This window comes from Streptomyces sp. NPDC056224, assembly GCF_042267665.1.
In the GTDB taxonomy this organism is placed as follows: Bacteria; Actinomycetota; Actinomycetes; order Streptomycetales; family Streptomycetaceae; genus Streptomyces.
Genome location: NZ_JBHJTK010000017.1, coordinates 51,961 through 73,630, shown reverse-complemented (window position 1 = coordinate 73,630; position 21,670 = coordinate 51,961). Strand labels below are relative to the sequence as shown.

Below are 21,670 nucleotides of genomic sequence, written 5' to 3'. Positions count from 1 at the left end.
GTCGAATGGTGAGTATTGACATGGATCGCCTTTGCGTGTGGCAGTATTCCAGGCGGGATGCCGTGGCAGGGCTAGATAGTTTCTACGACCGGGCATCTTGGAAATGTTGGGCTCCCGATCGCTGAGGCTGCTTTCCTCGGCCACCCCTTATGCCGGTATCGCCGTGCAGTTTGTGGACCTGCCGTTAAAGCGCGACGAGCGACCGCGCACAGTTCGCAGACTTCCAAAGACCATCGGAGATCGCCGCAACCAGCAGGCTCTCCGAAACAGGGGGAGCCGCGGCGCGACGGGGAAGGCATGACCACCGTTGGCCATACCGGACCGCGTTCCTCCGGTGGATACGCGGGGCGTTGGGCACTGGACGCGCCGCGCGCACATCGCGGAGGGCGGGTCTGCGATCCGGTGGCCCGCCCCCCGCGTTCGTCAGCCGAACCCGGCAGGGCGAGTTCGCCACCGCCCGGTAGCCGGCGTAACCGTGCACGTACGGGCGCATTCGGCGAGGCCACCGCCGGATCACCCGTACCGGCCGTCCACTCGGGTCGTCTCGGCTCCCGGACCGGACACGCCCGTGCTCAACCGCGTCTGCCGGCTGCCGGATCGGCCCTCCACACGATCCGGCCTGCGGGGTGCTCGGGCCGTGCCGGGCGCGTGGGGGCTAGGAGATCCCGAGGATCCGGACCGCCTGGTAGTACGTCCACGCCGTGCTGTCGCAGGAGCCTCTGCGGCTGCCCGAGTAGTGCGCACAGACCCGCTTCAGGTCTGCGTGGAAGGCCTCGTCCAGCCGGGACTTGGCGGCCGGAAACAGACCCGCCGCCCGGTGGTTGCGGTAGCCGAAGTCGTGGCGCGCGCAGGCCATCCGGAAGGGGAAGCCGAAGGGGTTTTCAGGGGAGCTGGTGCAGTAGTCGGTCGACCAGTCGAATCCGTACGCGGACCAGCCGGCCCGGTTCCCGCGCGCCGCCGCCCAGGCCTCGTAGCTCGCCGCGCTGGTCTGCGTCCAGGTGCTGAGCACCCGGGGCTTGTCCGCGGGGACGGCCGACGCCGGGGTGGCGACGGCGAGGACAGCGGCCATGGCGGCAGCGGCAAAGGCGGGGACGGGGGTGAGGCGGCGGCGCATGACGTTCCTCCTGGAGCGGGCAGCGGACGGCGCCCGGACTCCCCGTGCGGCCACGGACCGCGCCTCGTCGCCCTGCGCCGCCTTCTCAACGAGGGACGGGGCCGCTCCGTACCGCCTGCCGCCTCTGCCATGACCGGGCGGGTGAGTCGGCCCCCGGCCGCGGAGGGCGCGCGGTCAGGGGCGGCAACCCGTCACCGCCGAGCGGCACTCGGCTCGTTCGTCAGAGGGCGAGGTCACCGGCCCCGTCACCGTCCCGGGCCCCGTCCCCGTCCCCGTCCCCGTCCCGCGCCAGAATCCGGGCGGCCGCCCCGGCGAAGCCGTCCGGGTTGTCCAGCATGATGTTGTGCCCGCAGTCGGGGACGGCCAGTACGGCGACACCCGCCGCCCGGAGCGCGTCGGCTCCAGGGAGCGGACCGTCCGCCTCGGGCAGCAGGAAGCCGCGCGGAATCTGCAGCCCCAGCAGGAGTTCGCGCATCGTGGGCTCGGTGCCCGCGGCCAGGTGGACGGCGCTGCGGTGCAGTGCGGTCCGCCCGGCCAGCCGCATCGTGGACCACCAGTGCGCCCCGACGCGGTCGCGCACCTCGGCCCACCCGCCCGCCAGGAACTCCTCCTCGGTGTAGGAGGCGATCCCGCTGCTCCCGGACGCACCCGGTACGCGGGGCAGCGGATCCAGGTTGGCGTCGACGAGCACCAGCCGGGACACCAGGCGGGGATGCCGGTCGGCGAGCACGATGGCGACGGAGCCGCCCATGCTGTGCGCGATCAGTTCGGCGCCTTCCGCCCCGGCCTCGGTGAGGGCGGCCGCCAGCGCGTCGGCGTGCGCCTCGAGGGTGTAGGAGAAGTCCTCGGGCCGGTCGCTGTACCCGTGGCCCAGCAGGTCGACCAGCAGCGAACGACGCCCCGCCAGCAGCGGATGGACGGCGCTCGCCGCGAAGTAGGCGGGCGATCCGGCCCCGAGCCCGTGCACGTACACGCGGGCCGGTTCCTCCCCCGGCAGCTCGACCCAGCGGATCCGGTCGCCGTTCGCGGTGACGGCAGCGCTTCGCACGATGTGCTCCCCCGTGTACTTCCCCGTATGTGCAGGGACTTGCAGGTGCTTCCCGGTACTTCCCGGCGCTCCAGGTACCTTCCGGTACCTCCGGGCCGAGGATAGCCAGCCCCCGACGGGCGCGTCCCGGCTCATCCCGGCTCGTCCCGGCTCGTCTACCCTCGGTCAGGTGATCGAGTACATGAACCAGCTCGGCGGCGACGCACCGCGGACCGGCACGCCCCCCGAGGGCGCGGCCGTCGTGGTGTGGTCCCTGGACACCTCGCTGGAGTCGGTCGGCGGACACCGGGTGGCCGAGGCCGCGGCGCTGCTGGACGCGGGCGAACAGGACCGCGCCGGGAAGCTGTTGAGGCCCGAGGACCGGCAGCGGTACCTCGCCTCGCACCTGGCGCTGCGCGTGCTGCTCGGCAGCTACCTGGGGCAGGCTCCGGAGCAGGTCGTCCTGGTGCGGGAGGACTGTCCGTGCTGCGGCGGCCCGCACGGGCGGCCCGCCGTGGCCGGCGGCGCGGTCCACTTCTCCCTCTCGCACAGCGGCGACATGGCCTACCTCGCCTTCGCCGGGGTGCCGGTCGGCGTCGACGTGGAGGAGACGCCGGGCGAGAACGCGGTGGCCGACGTGCTGCCCATGCTGCACCCGGACGAGGTCGCCGAGCTGACCGCCCTGCCGGAGGCCGCCCGCCGGCCCGCCCTCGCCCGTGTCTGGAGCCGCAAGGAGGCCTGCCTCAAGGCCGAAGGCACGGGCCTGGCCCTCGGCCTGACCGAACCGTACGTAGGCTCCGCCCCGGCCCCGGCCCCCGTACCGGGCTGGACGCTACGGGACCTCCCGGCCCCCGCGGGCTACGCGGCGGCCGTGGCCGTGGCCGTGCTGGCCTGACGCGCCTGACCGCCACGGCGGTCGGGGCCGGGGCCGGGTCCGGCCTCCGTTCCCGCACTGACGCGGCCGTGGGCAGGGGCGGTCGGGCGGCGGCGGGGAGTCGTGGTGGGCCGTCATCTCGGGTCCGACGGTGCCGGGGTGCGGTGCTGTCGTGGTGCGGCGGTGCGGTGCTGTGGTGGTGCGTCAGGGTCTCCGGCTCCCGCGGGCCAGCTCGGTGGCTCCGGCATGGGATGAGCCACCGCTGCGAAGGGCACGGAGATGTGCCTGTACGAGCTCTTCGCGGACGAGGGCCGTCGGCGCCGCAGGATCGGCCGCGCCCTGACCCCTCGCCCTGACCACTCGCCCTGCCCCTTCGACCTGGCGCTCGCCGACGAGGCCCGGCCGCACGGCCGTTACGGCATGCGGGTGGGGGCCGACACGGACGACGGGGCGGCCCCGGCCACGTACGCCTCCGCCGGAGTCCGCCACGAGGGCGTCCTCGCCCTGCGCGGCCGACCCCCGTAGGCGAGGTAGCTCCCGCGGCGGCGTGTCGTGCGCCCAGTCGGCGCACCCTCCGCGCGCCTGCGCCGCCCGTCGCCGAGCATCGGCCACATGATCGCATTTGCCGCCCTCCTCCCGGCCGCCGCCGCCCTCCTCGCGGCGGCCACGACGGCCACCGCCCTGCCGCCGCCCTCCGACACCGCCGACACCACCGACACCGCCGCCCCGTACGTCGTCGTCCTGAAAGACACCGTCTCCCGGACCCCGGCCCGCGCGCTGGCCGACGAGGCGGCTCAGGCCGGTGACCAGGTCGTCGCCGTCTACGACACCGTCCTGAGCGGCTTCGCCGTCCGTACCACCGCCGCCCGGGCGGCCGCCCTGGCCGCCGACCCCCGGGTGGCCTCTGTAGAGCCGGACGCGGAGTTCCGCATCACCGACACCCAGCCGCAGGCGCCCTGGCCGCTGGACCGGATCGACCAGCGCGAACTCCCGCTCGACGGCTCGTACTCGTACCCGACCAGGGCCGAGGGCGTCACCGTCTACCTCCTGGACACCGGGATCAACGCCGCCCACCAGGAGTTCGGCGGCCGCGCCCGCACCGGCTACAACGGGGTGTTCCTCGAAACCTCCCGCGACTGCAACGGTCACGGGACACACGTCGCGGCGACCGTGGGCGGCCGGACGTACGGCGTCGCGAAGGGGGTCTCCCTCGTCGCGGTGAAGGTGGCCGACTGCTCCGGCGGCGGACGCCTGTCGGCCATGGTCGGCGGGATCGAGTGGATGGTGAAGAACGCCGCCAGGTCCCCCTCCACCCCGGCGGTGGCGAACCTGAGCATGGGCGGCACCCCCAGCTACGCCCTCGACGCAGCGGTCACGCGGGCCGTCGCCGCCGGGATCACCTTCACCGTGGCCGCCGGCAACGACGGCGAGGACGCCTGTGCCGGATCCCCGGCCCGCGTCCCGCAGGCCGTCACGGTCGGCGCGACCGACGCCGCGGACCGGCGCGCGCCGTTCTCCAACCACGGCCGCTGCGTGGACCTCTCGGCTCCCGGCGTGTCCGTCACCTCGGCCTGGAAGGGCTCCGCCACCGCCACCGCACGGGCCTCCGGCACCTCGATGGCGGCCCCGCACGTGGCCGGAGTCGCGGCGCTCGTCCTCGCCGACGGCACGGCGAAGACCCCGGCGCAGGTGTCCGAGGCACTGGTACGCAGCGCCGTGCGGGACCGGATCACCGCGCTCCCGGCCGGGACCCCGAACCTCCTGCTGCACACCCCGACCGACCGCTAGCGGCGGTCACCGACCAGTCGGTATCCGATGTGCCATCAGCCCCGCTCTGATGGCACATCAATTTCTGTGTGCTTCGGGCGAAAACAAGTCATTGACTTCTCATCACCGCGACGCGTCAATGTCGGCCACCGCACCGGCTCGGCCTCCCCCACACAGCGGGTGGGGGGAGGGGTTCGTCATGACGAAGGAGTCGCGACCCAGTGAGTACCCAAACGCTCAGACGAAGAGTGCTGGCCGGGGCGGGAGCCCTTTCCCTGGCCCTGACGGGCGGTGTGGTGGGCCTGGCAGGCTCCGCCGAGGCCGCGACCAAGACCACCGCGGTGTTCGAGAACTGCGACGCCCCGGCGCCGCAGCCGGACGGTTCGGGCAACCAGAACTACACGATCACGCTGCCCGACGGCGCCAAGGCCGGCGACGTCGTCCCGATCACGATCGACCCGGGTGCGAGCCCGCTGGTCCCCGGCTTCTCCGTCACCACGGTGAACACCTCCAAGATCACCCTCAAGGTGGGGACGACCACGCAAGTGGTGACCAGTCCGCCCGAGACCGTCACCGTCGTGGCCGGGCAGCCGCTGGACCCCAAGGCGTTCTCCGGAACCATCAAGATCCCCGACGGCACCGAGGGCACCACGGTCGACGTCGCACTCGACCTGGCGGTGACCGACGCGGACCTCTCCGGTTCGGTCTTCACCACCACCTGTACCCCGGCGCCGCGCCCCAGCGCCTCCCTCGGCTCGGTCGCCGTCGAAGCCCTGCCCAAGGACCCCGTCACCACCAGGCTGACGCCCAACAGCGGCCCGGCGGGCACCGCCGTCGTCGTCACCGGCGCCAACTTCCCGGCCGGCCCCGTCACCTGTTCCGCCCTGCTCGCGGGCGTGGCGACCGGTGACACCGGTACCGGCACGGCGGCCGCGTCCGGCGCCGCCACCTGCGACATCACGGTCACCAAGAAGGCCGACGCGATCAAGATCGACGGATCCGTCACCCCGTACAAGGCCTTCGTGTTCCTGGAGCAGCAGGCGGGCGTCAGGAATCCGGTCGACGTCGAGGTCCTGCCCGGGCCTCTGGCCCTCGGCCCGAAGGACGGACAGCCGGCCGTCAGCTTCGGTGCGGTGACCATCAACGGCAAGGCCCAGTCGGTGGTCGGCGTCTTCAACGCCGCGACCGTCCAGGACTTCCGCGGCGGTTCGCTCGGCTGGGACGTGACGGCGACCCGTACGCCGTTCCTGAACCAGGCGACCGGCCACTCGATGGCGAAGGCGCAGATCGGCATCCAGCCGTCCTGCACCGTGACCAACCCGGACAGCCCGAGCACCTGCACCGCGGGCACGCCCGGCGCGATCTCCGAGACCCCGATGAAGGTGGCCTCCCAGGCCGCGGGCGGGGACGAGCTGACTGGTGGTGAGTTCGCCGTCGGCGGCGCCGGGATGATCCAGCTCCCGCCGTTCATGTTCGCCGACACCTACCAGACGGTCGTGACCTTCTCGATCGCCTGACCGGCCCCCAGGCCCCCGGGCTCCCGGGCCCCCGGGGTGGTGCGGTGCTCCGGCGCCGCACCACCCCTTCCCCCTTTCCGTGCCGACGGGAGAACCGCCCATGCGCACCCGCACCTCTCTGTACGGTCTGCTCATCGGCCTCTTGCTGCTGGGCGCGGGCCTGCTCCCCGCCGCCACCGCGACGGCGGCGGACAACGGCACCTGGGGCGTCTTCCCCACGCCCCCGGCGGGTGCGGCGATGACCGACCGCGCGTACTTCTTCCACCAGGGCGCGGCCGGGACCACCGTCCAGGACAGCGCGACGATCCTGAACTCCTCCGACAGGGAGCTGACGTTCCAGATCTTCGCCACCGACGCCGTGAACACCCCGGTGGGCGGCGCCTTCGCCCTGCTGCCGGCGGAGACCAGGCCCAAGGACGTCGGCGCGTGGATCGCGCTGCCTCCGGAGACCGCGACCACGGTGACCGTGCCGCCCAAGGGCCGCAAGGACGTCCCGTTCAGCATCAGGGTCCCCGCGGACGCGACGCCCGGCGACCACGTCGGCGGGATCGTCGCCCTGAACACCGCCGTGGAGGGCGTGCAGCAGGAGGGCAGGGTCCAGGTGGGGGTGAAGCGCTCGGTGGGCGCCCGGCTGTACTTCAGGGTGCCGGGGCCGCTGACCCCGGGGCTGAGCGTGGAGGACGTGAAGGTCAGCCGGTCGGCCCCGCTGCTGCCCTGGGTCCGCGACGCCCGCGCCACCATCTCGTACGCCCTGGTCAACCGGGGCAACGTGGTCGTCGAGCCGAAGGTGGGCGTCTTCGCCGAGGGGCTGTTCGGGCGTCGGGTGCTGAACCGGCCGGCGCGCGAGCTGAAGCTGGTGCTGCTGCCGGGCCAGCGGGTCGAGCTGACCGAACCGTGGCCGGACGCGCCGCAGTCGGACTGGGTGACCGTCACGGTGGCCGCCGGGGCGAGCGCCCATCCCGATCTCGCCTCGGAGTCCGGGACGGACTTCGTCGCCGTCCCGTGGCCGGCGGTGGGCGCGGTCCTGGTGCTCGCGGGCGCCGGCATCGCCTTCCGGGTGGTGCGGCGCCGGCGCAGCGTCGTCCCGGAACACGCCGCTTCCGCACCGGACTTGGCCCGCTCACGCTGACCGGCAGAGGGTCCCCGGGTGACGGCGTCGGACCGGCACCGTACGACGGGGGAGGCACCGTACGACGGGGGAGGCAGCGCCGACGTCTGGTCGCCGCTGTGCCGAGGGGGCCGGGAAAGGGACTCGCCCCCCGCCGTGAGGGTGCGGGGGGCGAGCGGACCCTATGGGCCCGTGTGCGGTCAGCTGAGGGCGGTCAGTGGTTGCGGGGGAAGCCCAGGTCCACGCCCGCGGGGGCGTCCGCGGGGTCCGGCCAGCGGGTCGTGACGACCTTGCCGCGCGTGTAGAAGTGGATGCCGTCGTTGCCGTAGATGTGGTGGTCGCCGAAGAGCGAGTCCTTCCAGCCACCGAAGGAGTGGTAGCCCACCGGGACCGGGATCGGCACGTTGACGCCGACCATGCCCGCCTCGATCTCCATCTGGAAGCGGCGGGCCGCGCCGCCGTCGCGGGTGAAGATCGCGGTCCCGTTGCCGAACGGCGAGGCGTTGATGAGGGCCACGCCCTCCTCGTAGGTCTCCGTGCGCAGGACGCACAGCACCGGGCCGAAGATCTCGTCGCGGTAGGCGTCGGAGTCGGTCCGCACGTTGTCGAGCAGGGACAGGCCGATCCAGTGGCCGTTCTCGTTGCCCTCGACGGTGTAGCCGGTGCCGTCCAGGACCACGTCGGCGCCCTGGTCGGCCGCGCCCTTCACGTACGAGGCGACCTTGTCGCGGTGGGCGGCGGTGATCAGCGGGCCCATCTCGGAGGTCGGGTCGTTGCCGGGGCCGATCTTGATCTTCTCGGCGCGCTCGCGGATCTTGTCGACGAGGGTGTCGGCGATGGAGCCGACGGCCACGACGGCGGAGATCGCCATGCAGCGCTCGCCCGCCGAGCCGTAGGCGGCGGAGACCGCCGCGTCGGCGGCCGCGTCCAGGTCGGCGTCCGGGAGCACCAGCATGTGGTTCTTGGCGCCGCCGAGCGCCTGTACGCGCTTGCCGTTGGCGGAGGCGGTGGTGTGGATGTGCCGGGCGATCGGGGTCGAGCCGACGAAGGAGACGGCCGCGATGTCGGGGTGCGCCAGGAGCGCGTCCACGGCCACCTTGTCACCGTGCACGACGTTCAGCACGCCCGCCGGCAGGCCCGCCTCGCTCATCAGCTCGGCGAGCTTGTTGGCGGCGGAGGGGTCCTTCTCGCTCGGCTTGAGGATGAAGGTGTTTCCGCAGGCCACGGCCAGCGGGAACATCCACATCGGCACCATCGCCGGGAAGTTGAACGGGGTGATGCCCGCGACCACGCCCAGCGGCTGGCGGATGGAGGCGACGTCGACGCGGCTGGAGACCGAGGTCGACAGCTCGCCCTTGAGCTGGGTGGTGATCCCGCAGGCCAGCTCGACGATCTCCAGGCCGCGTGCCACCTCGCCCAGCGCGTCCGAGTGGACCTTGCCGTGCTCGGCGGTGATCAGCTCGGCGATGGCGTCGCGGTTGGCGTCCAGCAGGGCGCGGTAGGCGAACAGCACCTTGGTGCGGGCGGCCAGCGAAGACTGGCCCCAGGTCAGATACGCCTCCTTGGCCACCTGCACGGCCGCGTCGACCTCGGCGGCCGAGGCGAGCGCGACCTGCGTGGTGACCTCGCCGGTGGCCGGGTCGGTGACCGGGCCGTAGTTGCCCGACGCGCCCTCGACGGTCTTGCCACCGATCCAGTGGTTGACGGTCTTCATGCCTTTGCTCCTTCACAGATGGCGACGTCGCTGCGCGGCTTGCCGGTCGTACTCTTCACGGGCCTGCGCCGCCGCCTTGCGGGTCGCGGTCTCGGCCACAGGAACATCCCACCACGCCTGTGCGGGGGGCGGGCCCGACACAGTGTCGGGCGTTCGGGTCTGTACGTAGACACATGTGGGACATGTTGCCGAGCGAGCCTCGGCGAGGGCTTCCCGCAGGTCACGTACGGTTCGGGCGCGGATCACGGACATCCCCAGGGAGGCCGCGTTGGCCGCGAGGTCCACCGGGAGGGGCTCGCCCGTGTACGAGGCGTCCGGTGCCCGGAAGCGGTACGCCGTGGCGAAACCCTCGGCGCCGACGGCCCCGGAGAGGCCTCCGATCGACGCGTAGCCGTGGTTGTCGAGGATCACCAGCTTGAGTGGGACGCCCTCCTGTACGGCCGTGACGATCTCGGTCGGGTTCATCAGGTACGTGCCGTCGCCGACCAGCGCCCACACCGGGCGGCCGGGCGCGGCGAGGGCGACCCCGATCGCGGCCGGGATCTCGTAGCCCATGCAGGAGTACCCGTACTCCACGTGGTACTGGTCCGCCGACCGGGCCCGCCACAGCTTGTGCAGGTCGCCGGGGAGCGAGCCGGCCGCGTTGATCAGGATGTCGGTGCCGTCGGCGAGGGCGTCGAGCAGGCCGAGCACCTGCACCTGGGTGGGCGGCAGGTCCTCGTCGGCGGCGGGCACGGCGTAGGCCCGGTCGACGCGGGCCTCCCAGCGGCCCCGCCCCTGGCGGTAGGCCGTCCGGTAGGCGGGATCCACCCGGTGGCCGGACAGCGCGAGCCGCAGCTCGTCGAGGCCTTCGCGGGCGTCGGCGACCAGGGGCCGGGCGGCGAGTTTGTGGGCGTCGTACGGATCGAGGTTGAGGCCGATGAACCGGACACGCGGATGCCGGAAGAGGGTCGCGGAGGCGGTGGTGAAGTCGGTCAGCCGGGTCCCGGCGGCGATGACGAGATCGGCCTCCCGGGCCAGGGCGTCGGCGGCGTCGGTCCCCGTGTGCCCGATCCCGCCCATGTCGGCGGGGTGATCGTACGGGAGGACGCCCTTGCCCGCCTGGGTGACCGCCACCGGGATCCCGGTGGCCTCGGCGAGGGCGGCGAGGGCCGCCTGGGCCGCGCTGTGCCGGATCCCGCCGCCCGCGACGATCAGCGGCCGCGCGGAGGCCCGTACCGCCTCGGCGGCCGCGGCGAGCTCGTGGCGGTCGGGCCGGGGCCGTCGCACGCCCCAGACGCGCTCGGCGAAGAACTCCTCGGGCCAGTCGTACGCCTCCGCCTGCACGTCCTGCGGCAGCGCGAGGGTGACGGCGCCGGTCTGCACGGGGTCGGTGAGCACCCGCATCGCCTGGAGGGCGGCCGGGATCAGGGCTTCGGGGCGGGTGATCCGGTCGAAGTGGCGGGAGACGGGCCGAAGGGTGTCGTTGACGGAGACGTCCCCGGCGTGGGGGACCTCCAGCTGCTGGAGCACGGGGTCGGCGGGGCGGGTGGCGAAGGTGTCGCCGGGCAGCAGGAGCACCGGGATCCGGTTGACCGTGGCGAGGGCGGCGCCGGTGACGAGGTTGGTGGCGCCGGGCCCGATGGAGGTGGTGACGGCGTGCGCGGAGAGCCGTCCGCTCTGCCGGGCGTACCCGACGGCCGCATGCACCATGGCCTGTTCGTTGCGGCCCTGGAGGAAGGGCATGGCGTCCTGGCCGGTCTCCAGGAGGGCCTGCCCCAGCCCGGCGACGTTCCCGTGTCCGAAGATCCCCCAGGTGGCGGCGATCAGCCGGCGGCGCTGTCCGTCGCGCTCGGTGTACTGCCGGGCGAGGAAGGCGACGAGGGCCTGGGCGACGGTGAGTTTCATCGGGGTGCCTCCGCCTTGGGAAAGGGCAGCCGGGGGTCGATGTCCTGGCCGTCCCAGGTGGACCGGATCCAGCCGTGCCCGGGGTGGTCGCGGATCAGCCACTCCCTGGTCGCGCCCGGACCGGCCATCACGTTGAGGTAGTACATGTCGTGGCCGGGGGTGGCGATGGACGGGCCGTGCCAGCCGTCGGGGATGAGCACCGCGTCCCCGGTGCGCACCTCGGTGAGGATGTCGGTCTTCCCGGCCGGGGAGGGGGTGACGCGCTGGTAGCCGAGCCCGGGGGTGTCCCCGTGCGGGGCGATCTCGAAGTAGTAGATCTCCTCCAGCCGGGACTCCTCGCCGGGATGGTGCTCGTCGTGTTTGTGGGGCGGGTACGAGGACCAGTTGCCTCCGGGGGTGAGGACCTCGACGGCGATGAGCCGGTCGCACCCGAACCCGGCGGGGCCCGCGGCGGCGAAGTTGTTGACCTGGCGGGAGCACTGCCCGGCGCCGCGCAGTTCGACGGGCACGGCCTCGGCCGGCCCGTACCGGGCGGGCAGCCGGTTGTCGCACCGGGCCCCGGCGAGAGCGAACCGGCCCCCTCGGGCCGATACGACCTCCGCGTGCCCGTCGCGGGGCAGGTAGGCGAAGTCGGTGACGGCGTCGAACACCCCGGCGCGCCCTCGCAGTTCGAACACCTCCGGTCCGCTGGCGGGGTTCCGCCCCGGACCCCGCGCCCCCGACGCCGGCGGGGCGGGATCCGGCCGGTGCCGCTCGCCCCGCGGGGCCGACTCGATCCCGCCCGACGAGGCCGGCTCGATCCCGCCCGACGAGGCCGGCTCGATCCCGCCCGGCGGGGCCGGTACGGCGCTCCGCGCGTCCCCTCCGGGGGGCGCCCCGGCGGGCCGGCTGCCGCGCGGCGGCGACTCCGGCCGCGCCCCGCCGCCCGGCCCGGCCCCACCGCCTTGGCCCGCCGCGCCTTCCGGGCTCGCCGGGGTGTGCGGCGCAAAGTCCCGGCAGCGGACCTCGCACCCGCCCGCCAAGGGGAGGACGATCCACTCCGAGTCCCCGCACGCGTGCGCGTACACCTCCCCCGGCGCGAGGTCGAGGACGACCAGCCTCGTCCAGTCCATCCTCCACTCAGACACGACCGGCACGGCCCAGCACCTCCTCGACCTCGTCGGGGAACGGCATCGCGGCCGAGCACGCCAGCCGCGAAGCCACGATCGCCCCGGCCGCGTTCGCGAAACGCATGGTCCGCTCCAGCTCCCATCCGGCGAGCAGCCCGTGGCACAGAGCGCCCCCGAACGCGTCTCCCGCGCCGAGCCCGTTGACCACCTCCACCGGCACCGGCGGGACCTCGGCCACCGTCCCGTCGCGGTGCACCGCCAGCACGCCCTGCGGGCCCCGCTTGACCACCGCCAGTTCCACCCCGGCCGCGAGCAGCGCCCGCGCCGCCGCGTACGGCTCGGACTCACCGGTGGCGATCGCGCACTCCTCGGTGTTGCCGACGGCCACCGTCGCGCCGGCCAGCGCCCGCTCGTAGTACGGCCCGGGTTTCTCGCGCCACAGCACCGGCCGCCAGTCCAGGTCGAAGACCGTGGTCCCGGACTTCGCGCGGGCGTCCAGCGCCGCCAGGGTGGCGGCGCGGCTCGGCTCCTCGCTCAGGCCGGTGCCCGTCATCCAGAACACCCGGGCCTCGCGTACCGCCTCCAGGTCCAGCTCCTCCGTCGCGATCTCCAGGTCGGGGGCCTTGGGCAGCCGGTAGAAGTACAGCGGGAAGCGGTCGGGCGGGAAGATCTCGCAGAAGGTGATCGGGGTGGGGAGCCCGGCGACCTCCGCCGCCCACCGGTCGTCCACGCCGAACCCCCGCAGCTCGGCGCGCAGATACGCGCCGAAGGGATCCGCGCCGGTACGGGTGATCACCGCCACGCGTCGCCCCAGCCGGGCGGCGGCGACGGCCACGTTGGCCGGGGAGCCGCCCAGGAACTTGCCGAAGGTCTCGGCCTCGGCCAGTGGTACGCCGGGCGTCAGCGGGTAGAGATCCACCCCGATCCGCCCCATCGTGATCAGGTCGAACCTGATCGGGTCGCCGGTCACATCCAGTCCTCCCACTCGTCCTCACCGTCCCTTCGAGCCTCGCACCCTAAGGTGGCCGCTATGACGTCCTCCCCGCACGCGTTGACCCGTATCCGCGTCGGTTCGGCTCCGGACTCCTGGGGCGTCTGGTTTCCCGACGACCCCCGCCAGACGCCCTGGGAGCGGTTCCTCGACGAGGTCGCCGACGCCGGGTACGAGTGGATCGAGCTCGGCCCCTACGGCTATCTGCCCACCGATCCCGCGCGACTCGCCGAGGAGACGGCCAAGCGCGGGCTGCGGGTTTCGGCCGGAACGGTCTTCACCGGACTCCATCACGGGCCCGCCGTATGGGAGGACACCTGGGAGCACGTGTCGCGGATCGCGGCGCTCACCCGGGCCGTGGGCGCGGCCCACCTCGTGGTCATCCCCTCCTTCTGGCGGGACGACAAGACCGGCGAGGTGCTGGAGGACCGCGTCCTGACCCCCGGTCAATGGCGTGAACTGGCCGCCCAGACCGAGCGGCTGGGCCGGGAGGTCCAGGACCGGTACGGGCTGCGGATCGTGGTGCACCCGCACGCCGACACGCACATCGACACCCCTTCGAACGTGGCGCGCTTCCTCGACGCCACCGACCCGGGCCTGGTCTCGCTGTGCCTGGACACCGGGCACTACGCGTACTGCGGGGGCGACAGCGTCCGGGCGATCGAGACCTTCGGCGAGCGGATCGGCTACCTCCACCTCAAGCAGGTGGACCCGCGGATCCTCGCCGCAGTCGTCGCGGAGCAGCTGCCCTTCGGTCCGGCGGTGGGCCGCGGGGTGATGTGCGAACCGCCGTCGGGGGTGCCGGCGCTGGAACCGGTGCTGGCGGCGGCCCAGCGGCTCGGCGTGGACCTGTTCGCCATCGTGGAACAGGACATGTACCCCTGCGAGCCCGACCGGCCGCTGCCGATCGCCCGCCGCACCCGTGCCTACCTGCGCTCCTGTGGCGCCCGCTGACCCATCCCGGGAGGAACACGACATGAGCACGCTCGGTATCGCCGTCATCGGCACGGGGAAGATGGGCGCCGACCACGTCCGCAGGATCGGCCGGACCGTCGGCGGGGCCCGGGTGGTGGCCGTGGCCGACCCGGACGGTGACCGGGTCAAGGAGGTCGCGGGCGCCCTGGACGGCGCGGGCGCGCACACCGACCCGGCGGCCGCGATAGCGGCGCCCGGGGTGGAGGCCGTACTGATCGCCTCCCCGGGGCCCGCCCACGAGGAGGCCATCGGGCTGGCCCTGGAACGGGGGCTGCCCGTGCTGTGCGAGAAGCCGCTCACCCCGGACCCGGCGGGGGCGGTGCGCATCATGGAGGCCGAGCGGCGGTTGGGGCGACGCCTGGTGCAGGTGGGGTTCATGCGCCGGTACGACGCTGAGTACGGGCGGCTGAAGGAGCTGCTGGACGCGGGCGGGATCGGGCGGCCGCTCTTCTTGCACTGCCGGCACCGTAACGCCGCCTCGCCGTCCTTCTTCACCAGCGACATGCTGATCAGCGACTCCGTGGTGCACGAGGTGGACGCGGCCCGCTGGCTGCTGGGGCAGGAGATCACGGCGGTCACCGTGCTCTCCCCCACTCCGTCCTCGGCGGCTCCCGAGGGGCTGCGCGATCCCCGGCTGGTGCTGCTGGAGACGTCCGGCGGGGCCGTCGTCGACGTGGAGATCTTCGTCAACTGCGGCTTCGGCTACCAGGTGCAGTGCGAGGCGGTCGGCGAGTCCGGGAGCGCCCGGATCGGCGACGGTCACGCGATGGTGGTGCAGGCGGCGGGCCGGTGGGGCGGCGAGATCGACCAGGACTTCACGGTGCGCTTCGCGGATGCCTACGACCGGCAGCTGCGCGGCTGGGTGGCCGCGGCCGCGCGGGGCACGGTGGCCGGACCGGACGCGTGGGACGGCTACGCGGCGGCCGCCGTCTCGGAGGCGGGGCTCGCAGCCGCGCGCACCGGCGCACGGACCCTCGTGGAGCTGGTGGAACGGCCCACCCTCTACCGCTGACCCCGGTCTCCCGCTGCCCCCTCCGTCCGTGTTCCTGCCCGGCGACCTCTGTGCCGCATCTGTCACAGAGGTCGTCTTTGTGTCACACATATCCGCATTACGCGGGCTTTCCGTCACAGGCGGTCTACAGCCCCTCCCCTGCCCCCACCCCGCGTCGTTGCCCGGGCACAACCCGAGTGATCGTCACTGCCCACGCCCCGGCTCCCCCGACGGCCTTCCGGCCGGCCCGGCGGCGTGGACAAGGAGGTGTCGTGCAATGAGCGACCGACAGCTGTGGTCGTACAAGGAGATCGCCGCCCACATCCGGGTCCAGCCGGACACCGTGCGCTCCTACCGCAAGCACGGACTGCTCCCCCCACCCGATCACGTGGAGAGCGGCAAGCCCTATTGGCACGCCGACACGATCCGCGTCTGGGTGGCCCGCCGCCCCGGCAACCGGGGCCGCCGCGACGACTGACCCGTACCCCGGATCCCGTGAGCCCCGCACCTCCCACCGCTCACCCCGCACCGCTCACCCGGGGACGGAGCCTCCCCGGGTCCCGGTCCCCCAGGCCCCGCTAGGCGGCCCCTGCGGGCACCCGCTCCGGCTCGGCGGGCACGTCCGCCGGCGGCGACGACTCCCCCTCGCTCAGTCCGAACCTCTCGTGCAGCCTGCGCAGCGGGCCCGGCGCCCACCAGGTGGCCTTCCCGGTCAGCTTCATGACCGCCGGGACCAGGAGGCTGCGCACGACCATGGCGTCCATCAGCACCGCGAGCGCGATCCCGAGCCCCAGCATCTTGGTGTTGGTCACCCGCGAGGTACCGATGGCCACCATCACCACGGCCAGGATCACGGCCGCCGCTGTGATCAGCCCGCCGGTGCGGGCCAGTCCGGTGCGCACGGCCCCTTCGTGGTCGCCGGTCCGGTCGTGCTCCTCCTTGATCCGGGATATGAGGAACACCCCGTAGTCCATGGAGAGGCCGAAGGCGATGCAGAACATCAGCACCGGCAGGGTGGTCTCTATGTCCCCGGTGGAGGTGAAGGAGAGCAGCCGGGAGAGATGTCCCTCCTGGAAGACCCACACCACCGCCCCGAACATCGCGGTCAGGCTCAGCGCGTTGAGGAGCACCGCCTGGACCGGTATCAGCAGGCTCCCGGTGAGCAGGAACACCAGCAGCAGCGTGGCGAGCACCACCAGGGCCAGCGCGGCGGGCAGAGCATCCGCGATGGCCTTCTGGGCATCGACGAGCCGCGCCGCCTGTCCGCTCACCGAGGTCCGGAAGCCGGCATCGACCTGCCGCACGTCGCCGACCAGATCCTGGGCCTGCGGGCCCGCCGTCTCGCCCTCGGCGGTCACCGAGAAGTACGCGTACCGCGCCCCGGCCCCGGTGCTCACCGGCCCGTCGACCCGGATCACGCCGGGCAGGGCGGCCAGGCGGTCCCGGTAGGCGTCGAGCTCGGCCTTCCCGGCCGCCCCCTCGGCGAGCACGGTGAGCCCGCCGCCGGGGCTGCCCGGAAAGGCGTCCCGGATCTGCTGCTGGACCACGTGCGACTCGGCGGTCTTCGGGAGCTGCCGGTCGTCCACGGTGCCGAACTTCACGCCGAGGAAGGGAAGTCCGAGGAGCAGCAGCCCCGCCGTGGTGGCCACCGCGAACACCGGGGCGCGGCGCATCACCAGCGCGGCCGCCCGTCCCCAGCCCCGCCCCTGTTCCGCCGTGGCGCCGGCCGTCGCCCCGGCCGTCCGGCCCCGACGCCACAACCGGCGCAGGTCCAGGGAGTTGACCCGCTCGCCCAGCAGCACCAGGGCCGCCGGCAGCAGGATGAGCGCGGCCGCCGCCGCGAGCAGGACCACCGCCACTCCCGCGTAGGCGAAGGAGCGCAGGAAGTACATCGGGAACAACCCCATCGCCGAGAGGGAGACCGCGACGGTCAGCGCGGAGAACAGCACGGTGCGCCCGGCGGTGCGCAGGGTGGCCCCGACGGCGGCCACCGGATCCCGTCCGCCGGCGAGCTCCTCGCGGAACCGTCGGACGATGAACAGGGCGTAGTCGATGGCGAGTCCGAGACCGAGCGCCGTGGTCAGGTTCTGGGCGAATACGGAGACCTCGGTGACCTCGGTCAGGCCGCGCAGCACCGCGTTGGTGCCGAGGATGGCCACGATGCCGACGCCGAGCGGCAGCAGGGCCGCGACGGCGCTGCCGAAGACGAGGATGAGCAGGACGAGGGTGACCGGCAGCGCGATCAGTTCCGCGCGCAGCAAATCCTCCTGGATGGTCGCGGTCACCTCGCGCTGGACCGCCGCGGGCCCGCCGAGGGAGACCCGCACCGGCCCGTGTTCACCCCGGTAGCGCGGCGCGATCCGCTCCAGCACCTCGGTGGTGGTCTTCTGGTCGCCCAGCACTCTGGCCGCGATCAGGGCCTGCTTGCCGTCCTGTGAGCGCAGCGCGGGCAGCCCGGTGCGCCAGTACGAGCCGACGCCGGCGACCCCCTGCTCGGCGGCGAGCTGTGCGGTCAGCCGCTCCGCCTCGGCGGCGACGGCGGGGTCGTCCACCCCGCCGGTTCCCGCGCCGGCGTCCACGAGCAGCAGCAGATTGGGCTGGGAGGCCGGGAACTCGCGTTCCAGGGCCGCGGCGGCGTAGGTGGACTGGGCGTCCGGGTCCTCCCAGCCGCCACTGCCCATCCGGTCGGCGACGCCGCCGCCCGCGAACACGGCCAGGGCCGTGACCACCAGGGCGAGCAGCAGCGAGAGCCGCGGCCGGGCCGTGACGAACCGGGTCCACCGGCCGCTCTCCCCGGACGACGGCGGTTTCTTGACTTCGGACATGGCTCGGTGTCCCCTTCACCGTGATTGCCAGGCCGAATAGACTGGCAAACACGAGCAGTCGCTCGCGTTTACTCAGAATGCGAGCGACCACTCGTGTTTGTCAATCACCCACGGGAAGCAAGGGATTGGACATGCCGGGAACTTCCAAGGGCAAGACCACCGAAAGCGGGGAAAAAGACACCGCCCCACGCCGCCGCCAGGCCCGTGGCGAGCGCCGGATCTCCCAGCTGCTGTCGGCCGCCGCCGGAGTGTTCTGCCGCACCGGGTACGCCGCGGCCAGCACCAACGCCATCGCCCGCGAGGCCGGCGTGTCACCGGGCACGCTCTACCAGTTCTTCCCGAACAAGGAGGCCATCGCGGTCGAGCTCGGCGGCCACCTGCTCCAGCGCGCGCACGAGATGCACGGACAGGCCTTCCTGCCCGAGAACCTGGACCGCCCCCTGCCCGAGCTGCTGGACGCCGTCCTGGATCCGGTCATCGCCTTCAACTGCGAGAACCCGGCCTTCTGGGCGCTCATGCACGGCTCCGGCATCCCGGGCATCGCGCAGGAGCACGAGGAACTGCACTCCGGCCTGCTCACCCGCGTCGAAGGGGTCCTGCGCACCTTCTGCCCCGAGGCCCCGCCCGCCGAACTCACCCGCACGGCGAACATGATCCTGGGCATCTTCAAGTCGTCCCTGGACCTGATCCTGGCCCACGAGGGTGCGGAGCGCGCCGCGTACGTCGCGGAGCTGAAGAACGTCCTGCTGCGCTACCTGGAGCCGATGGTCACCGTCACCCACTCCCACTGACCGCGAGGGCTCCCAGGCGGCCCCGTATCACCCCATCACAGACGGTTCGCCCGGTCCGGCCACCCGGAAAGAGCGGGCGCGAATACTCGCATCCATACCCCCTAGGGGTATAGAGTCTCGGAGTGTCGGGAGGACGGTGGAGCGACTCGCCGTTCCCCGGCGACCGCACACCCCCTCGAAGAGGAGAACGACATGACCGCCGAGACGGACACCCAGACCACCACCGTCTACCGGGTGACCGGCATGACCTGCGGGCACTGCGAGGGCGCGGTGACCGCCGAACTCTCCGCCCTGCCGGGCGTCAGCTCGGTCAAGGCCGTCGCCGCGACCGGAGAGGTCACCGTGACCTCCGCCGCCCCGCTGGCCGAGCAGGCCGTACGCGCCGCCGTGGACGAGGCGGGCTACGAGCTCGCCGGCCAGGCCTGAGCGCCTCCCCCTTCGGCAGTACCCCGCCGGGGCGTGCCGGCCAGCTCATACTGGATTCCGTGCGCCCCGGCCCTCCCCTGGAGCCGGAAGATGACCAGCACAGTGCACGACGGACCCATAACGGCGGTCGAGCTCACGATCGGCGGGATGACCTGCGCCTCCTGCGCGGCCCGCATCGAGAAGAAGCTGAACCGGATGGACGGGGTCACCGCCACGGTGAACTACGCCACCGAGAAGGCGAAGGTCTCGTACGCGGCCGACGTACGGGTCGCCGACCTCATCGCGACCGTCGAGAAGACCGGTTACACCGCCGAAGAGCCCCCGCCGCCGGAGCCGGACCCGGACCCCGGCGCCGCGGACGGAGCCGCACCGGCCGTACGGGACCCCGAGCTGGCCGCTCTGCGCCAGCGCCTGCTGGTCTCCGCCGCCCTCGCCCTCCCCGTCGTCCTGCTCTCCATGGTCCCGGCCCTCCAGTTCGACAACTGGCAGTGGCTCTCGCTGACCCTCGCCGCGCCCGTCGTCGTCTGGGGCGCCCTGCCCTTCCACAGGGCCGCCTGGACCAACGCCCGGCACGGCGCCGCCACCATGGACACCCTGGTCTCGGTCGGCACGCTGGCCGCTTTCACATGGTCGCTGTGGGCCCTGTTCCTCGGCCACGCCGGCATGCCGGGCATGCGGCACGGATTCGACTTCGCCATCTCCCGCACCGACGGCTCCTCCGCCATCTACCTGGAGGTCGCCGCCGGGGTCGTCAGCTTCATCCTGCTCGGCCGCTACCTCGAGGCCCGCTCCAAGCGGAAGGCGGGCGCGGCGCTGAAGGCCCTGCTCGAACTCGGTGCCAAGGACGTCGCCGTGCTGCGCGGGGGCCGGGAGGTCCGCATCCCGGTGGGCGCGCTCGCGGTCGGCGACCGGTTCGTCGTCCGCCCCGGCGAGAAGATCGCCACCGACGGCACGGTCGTCGAGGGGACCTCCGCCGTGGACGCGTCCATGCTGACCGGCGAGTCGGTCCCCGTCGAGGTCACGGTCGGCGGCTCCGTCACCGGCGCCACGGTCAACGCCGCCGGACGCCTGGTCGTCGAGGCCACCCGGATCGGCGCCGACACCCAGCTCGCCCGGATGGCCACGCTGGTCGAGCAGGCGCAGAACGGCAAGGCCGAGGTCCAGCGGCTCGCCGACCGGGTCTCCGCTGTCTTCGTGCCCGTCGTCCTGCTGCTCGCGCTCGGCACCTGGGTCACCTGGCTGCTGATCACCGACAACCCCGCCGCCGCGTTCACGGCCGCCGTGGCCGTATTGATCATCGCCTGCCCGTGCGCCCTCGGCCTGGCCACGCCGACCGCGCTCATGGTCGGCACCGGCCGGGGCGCGCAGCTCGGCATCCTGATCAAGGGCCCCGAGGTGCTGGAGTCCACCCGGCGCGTGGACACCGTCGTGCTGGACAAGACCGGGACCGTCACCACCGGCCGGATGACCCTCGTCGGCGTCCTCACCGCCGAGGGCACCGACGAGCGCGAACTCCTGCGCCTGGCCGGATCCCTGGAACACTCCTCGGAACACCCGATCGCCCGGGCCGTCGCGGTCGCGGCGGCCGAACGGGCCGGCGCCCTGCCGGTCCCCGAGAGCTTCGAGAACGTCGCCGGACTCGGCGTCCAGGGCGTCGTCGACGGGCACGCCGTCCTGGTGGGCCGCGAGCAGTTGCTGGCGGACTGGTCGATCACCCTGCCGGCCGGACTCGCGGAGGCCAGGTCGGCGGCCGAGGCGGAGGGCGGCACCGCCGTCCTGGTGGCCTGGGACGGCGCCGCGCGCGGAGTGCTCACCGTGGCCGACGCGGTCAAGGAGACCAGCGCCGAGGCCGTCGCCCGGCTGCGGGCACTGGGCCTCACCCCGGTCCTGCTGACCGGCGACAACAAGGCCGTCGCCGAGACGGTGGCCCGCGAGGTCGGCATCGACGAGGTGATCGCCGAGGTGCTCCCGCAGGACAAGGTGGACGTCGTACGCCGCCTCCAGGCCGAGGGCCGTACGGTCGCGATGGTCGGCGACGGGGTCAACGACGCGGCCGCGCTCGCCCAGGCCGACCTGGGCCTGGCCATGGGCACCGGCACGGACGCGGCCATCGAGGCGGCCGACCTGACCCTCGTACGGGGAGACCTGCGGGTGGCGGCGGACGCGATCCGGCTGTCCCGCCGGACCCTGGCCACCATCAAGGGCAACCTGTTCTGGGCCTTCGGCTACAACGTGGCGGCCCTGCCGCTGGCAGCCGCCGGACTGCTCAACCCGATGATCGCGGGGGCCGCCATGGCCTTCTCATCCGTGTTCGTGGTGACCAACAGCCTCCGGTTGAGGTCCTTCCGCTAGTGGATCGCCTTCGCATCGAGCACACAGCTTCTTCACACGAGACGCAGATCACAGTGATCGCAACGTAACCATTCGGGGTCGTGACGGGTCTAATGGGGCGATGCCAGGAACGTCTTGGGGGACGTTCCGCGGAGGTCTTGGGGGACGTCCGGGGGCATCAGCCGGCCGGGACGCGTGCCCGCGGGAAGCTTTGAGCGGCCCT

General features: G+C 73.2%; 18 protein-coding genes. 11 read left to right on the top strand and 7 right to left on the bottom strand.

Annotated elements, in window-relative coordinates; translation table 11 throughout:
• Nucleotides 1-655: 655 nt before the first annotated feature.
• Together ACFCZ1_RS20915 and ACFCZ1_RS20910 are read right to left on the bottom strand one after the other, a co-directional pair.
• On the bottom strand, nucleotides 656-1,114 hold the full coding sequence (locus tag ACFCZ1_RS20915; protein WP_376679764.1) for a phospholipase: 459 nt from the start codon (nucleotides 1,112-1,114) through the stop codon (nucleotides 656-658).
• A 220-nt stretch (nucleotides 1,115-1,334) separates the two neighbouring features.
• The gene (locus ACFCZ1_RS20910) at nucleotides 1,335-2,162 is read right to left on the bottom strand and encodes an alpha/beta fold hydrolase (RefSeq protein WP_376679763.1); all 828 of its coding nucleotides are present in this window, start codon (nucleotides 2,160-2,162) and stop codon (nucleotides 1,335-1,337) included.
• Nucleotides 2,163-2,331: 169 nt separating this feature from the next.
• Here ACFCZ1_RS20910 and ACFCZ1_RS20905 point away from each other — a divergent pair, with 169 nt between their 5' ends.
• From ACFCZ1_RS20905 to ACFCZ1_RS20885, 5 genes are all read left to right on the top strand, one after another.
• Nucleotides 2,332-3,036 (top strand): 4'-phosphopantetheinyl transferase family protein, encoded by a 705-nt coding sequence (locus ACFCZ1_RS20905; RefSeq protein WP_376679762.1) that lies wholly within the window; start codon nucleotides 2,332-2,334, stop codon nucleotides 3,034-3,036.
• A 258-nt stretch (nucleotides 3,037-3,294) separates the two neighbouring features.
• Nucleotides 3,295-3,540 (top strand): hypothetical protein, encoded by a 246-nt coding sequence (locus ACFCZ1_RS20900; RefSeq protein WP_376679761.1) that lies wholly within the window; start codon nucleotides 3,295-3,297, stop codon nucleotides 3,538-3,540.
• 87 nt (nucleotides 3,541-3,627) lie between these two features.
• The gene (locus ACFCZ1_RS20895; RefSeq protein WP_376679760.1) at nucleotides 3,628-4,803 is read left to right on the top strand and encodes a S8 family peptidase; all 1,176 of its coding nucleotides are present in this window, start codon (nucleotides 3,628-3,630) and stop codon (nucleotides 4,801-4,803) included.
• 200 nt (nucleotides 4,804-5,003) lie between these two features.
• A complete protein-coding gene (locus tag ACFCZ1_RS20890; protein ID WP_376679759.1) occupies nucleotides 5,004-6,299 on the top strand; it encodes a hypothetical protein in 1,296 nt (431 codons plus the stop codon).
• A 100-nt stretch (nucleotides 6,300-6,399) separates the two neighbouring features.
• The gene (locus ACFCZ1_RS20885) at nucleotides 6,400-7,428 is read left to right on the top strand and encodes a WxL protein peptidoglycan domain-containing protein (RefSeq protein WP_376679758.1); all 1,029 of its coding nucleotides are present in this window, start codon (nucleotides 6,400-6,402) and stop codon (nucleotides 7,426-7,428) included.
• A 193-nt stretch (nucleotides 7,429-7,621) separates the two neighbouring features.
• Here ACFCZ1_RS20885 and ACFCZ1_RS20880 read toward each other — a convergent pair whose 3' ends face one another.
• The 4 genes from ACFCZ1_RS20880 to iolC all read right to left on the bottom strand — a co-directional run bounded on the left by ACFCZ1_RS20880 (nucleotide 7,622) and on the right by iolC (nucleotide 13,051).
• Nucleotides 7,622-9,121: a CoA-acylating methylmalonate-semialdehyde dehydrogenase gene (locus ACFCZ1_RS20880; RefSeq protein WP_376679757.1), complete on the bottom strand. Its 1,500-nt coding sequence runs from the start codon at nucleotides 9,119-9,121 to the stop codon at nucleotides 7,622-7,624.
• Between the two features lie 12 nt (nucleotides 9,122-9,133).
• On the bottom strand, nucleotides 9,134-11,008 hold the full coding sequence (gene iolD, locus ACFCZ1_RS20875; RefSeq protein ID WP_376679756.1) for a 3D-(3,5/4)-trihydroxycyclohexane-1,2-dione acylhydrolase (decyclizing): 1,875 nt from the start codon (nucleotides 11,006-11,008) through the stop codon (nucleotides 9,134-9,136).
• A complete protein-coding gene (gene iolB, locus ACFCZ1_RS20870) occupies nucleotides 11,005-11,832 on the bottom strand; it encodes a 5-deoxy-glucuronate isomerase (protein WP_376679816.1) in 828 nt (275 codons plus the stop codon). Before iolB ends, iolD begins: the two co-directional genes overlap by 4 nt.
• A 295-nt stretch (nucleotides 11,833-12,127) precedes the next feature.
• On the bottom strand, nucleotides 12,128-13,051 hold the full coding sequence (gene iolC / locus ACFCZ1_RS20865) for a 5-dehydro-2-deoxygluconokinase (protein WP_376679815.1): 924 nt from the start codon (nucleotides 13,049-13,051) through the stop codon (nucleotides 12,128-12,130).
• A 96-nt stretch (nucleotides 13,052-13,147) separates the two neighbouring features.
• Here iolC and ACFCZ1_RS20860 point away from each other — a divergent pair, with 96 nt between their 5' ends.
• From ACFCZ1_RS20860 to ACFCZ1_RS20850, 3 genes are all read left to right on the top strand, one after another.
• Nucleotides 13,148-14,062 (top strand): sugar phosphate isomerase/epimerase family protein, encoded by a 915-nt coding sequence (locus ACFCZ1_RS20860; RefSeq protein WP_376679755.1) that lies wholly within the window; start codon nucleotides 13,148-13,150, stop codon nucleotides 14,060-14,062.
• Nucleotides 14,063-14,084: 22 nt separating this feature from the next.
• Nucleotides 14,085-15,095, top strand: coding sequence for a Gfo/Idh/MocA family protein (locus ACFCZ1_RS20855; RefSeq protein ID WP_376679754.1), 1,011 nt, complete (start codon nucleotides 14,085-14,087; stop codon nucleotides 15,093-15,095).
• Nucleotides 15,096-15,351: 256 nt separating this feature from the next.
• Nucleotides 15,352-15,552, top strand: a complete 201-nt coding sequence (locus tag ACFCZ1_RS20850; RefSeq protein ID WP_376679753.1) for a helix-turn-helix transcriptional regulator — start codon at nucleotides 15,352-15,354, stop codon at nucleotides 15,550-15,552.
• 100 nt (nucleotides 15,553-15,652) lie between these two features.
• On the opposite strand, the gene ACFCZ1_RS20845 is transcribed toward ACFCZ1_RS20850, so the two are convergent.
• Nucleotides 15,653-17,899 (bottom strand): MMPL family transporter, encoded by a 2,247-nt coding sequence (locus ACFCZ1_RS20845; protein ID WP_376679752.1) that lies wholly within the window; start codon nucleotides 17,897-17,899, stop codon nucleotides 15,653-15,655.
• A 131-nt stretch (nucleotides 17,900-18,030) separates the two neighbouring features.
• Here ACFCZ1_RS20845 and ACFCZ1_RS20840 point away from each other — a divergent pair, with 131 nt between their 5' ends.
• The 3 genes from ACFCZ1_RS20840 to ACFCZ1_RS20830 all read left to right on the top strand — a co-directional run bounded on the left by ACFCZ1_RS20840 (nucleotide 18,031) and on the right by ACFCZ1_RS20830 (nucleotide 21,468).
• Nucleotides 18,031-18,690 carry a TetR/AcrR family transcriptional regulator gene (locus tag ACFCZ1_RS20840; protein WP_376679751.1) on the top strand — a complete coding sequence of 220 codons (660 nt, stop codon included), beginning with the start codon at nucleotides 18,031-18,033 and terminating at the stop codon, nucleotides 18,688-18,690.
• A gap of 192 nt (nucleotides 18,691-18,882) precedes the next feature.
• Complete coding sequence (locus ACFCZ1_RS20835; protein ID WP_376679750.1) at nucleotides 18,883-19,116, top strand: heavy-metal-associated domain-containing protein; 234 nt, start codon at nucleotides 18,883-18,885, stop codon at nucleotides 19,114-19,116.
• 90 nt (nucleotides 19,117-19,206) lie between these two features.
• Nucleotides 19,207-21,468: a heavy metal translocating P-type ATPase gene (locus ACFCZ1_RS20830; protein WP_376679749.1), complete on the top strand. Its 2,262-nt coding sequence runs from the start codon at nucleotides 19,207-19,209 to the stop codon at nucleotides 21,466-21,468.
• The last annotated feature ends 202 nt before the right edge of the window (nucleotides 21,469-21,670 follow it).

Bases quoted from the DNA above. Each gene is read 5' to 3' on its own strand.
- ACFCZ1_RS20845 (WP_376679752.1), bottom strand. From the start codon at position 17,899: ATGTCCGAAGTCAAGAAACCGCCGTCGTCCGGGGAGAGCGGCCGGTGG.
- iolC (WP_376679815.1), bottom strand. From the start codon at position 13,051: ATGGGGCGGATCGGGGTGGATCTCTACCCGCTGACGCCCGGCGTACCA.
- ACFCZ1_RS20835 (WP_376679750.1), top strand. From the start codon at position 18,883: ATGACCGCCGAGACGGACACCCAGACCACCACCGTCTACCGGGTGACC.
- ACFCZ1_RS20855 (WP_376679754.1), top strand. From the start codon at position 14,085: ATGAGCACGCTCGGTATCGCCGTCATCGGCACGGGGAAGATGGGCGCC.
- iolD (WP_376679756.1), bottom strand. From the start codon at position 11,008: ATGAAACTCACCGTCGCCCAGGCCCTCGTCGCCTTCCTCGCCCGGCAG.
- ACFCZ1_RS20860 (WP_376679755.1), top strand. From the start codon at position 13,148: ATGACGTCCTCCCCGCACGCGTTGACCCGTATCCGCGTCGGTTCGGCT.
- ACFCZ1_RS20915 (WP_376679764.1), bottom strand. From the start codon at position 1,114: ATGCGCCGCCGCCTCACCCCCGTCCCCGCCTTTGCCGCTGCCGCCATG.
- ACFCZ1_RS20885 (WP_376679758.1), top strand. From the start codon at position 6,400: ATGCGCACCCGCACCTCTCTGTACGGTCTGCTCATCGGCCTCTTGCTG.
- ACFCZ1_RS20830 (WP_376679749.1), top strand. From the start codon at position 19,207: ATGACCAGCACAGTGCACGACGGACCCATAACGGCGGTCGAGCTCACG.
- ACFCZ1_RS20840 (WP_376679751.1), top strand. From the start codon at position 18,031: ATGCCGGGAACTTCCAAGGGCAAGACCACCGAAAGCGGGGAAAAAGAC.
- ACFCZ1_RS20850 (WP_376679753.1), top strand. From the start codon at position 15,352: ATGAGCGACCGACAGCTGTGGTCGTACAAGGAGATCGCCGCCCACATC.
- ACFCZ1_RS20880 (WP_376679757.1), bottom strand. From the start codon at position 9,121: ATGAAGACCGTCAACCACTGGATCGGTGGCAAGACCGTCGAGGGCGCG.
- ACFCZ1_RS20900 (WP_376679761.1), top strand. From the start codon at position 3,295: ATGTGCCTGTACGAGCTCTTCGCGGACGAGGGCCGTCGGCGCCGCAGG.
- ACFCZ1_RS20895 (WP_376679760.1), top strand. From the start codon at position 3,628: ATGATCGCATTTGCCGCCCTCCTCCCGGCCGCCGCCGCCCTCCTCGCG.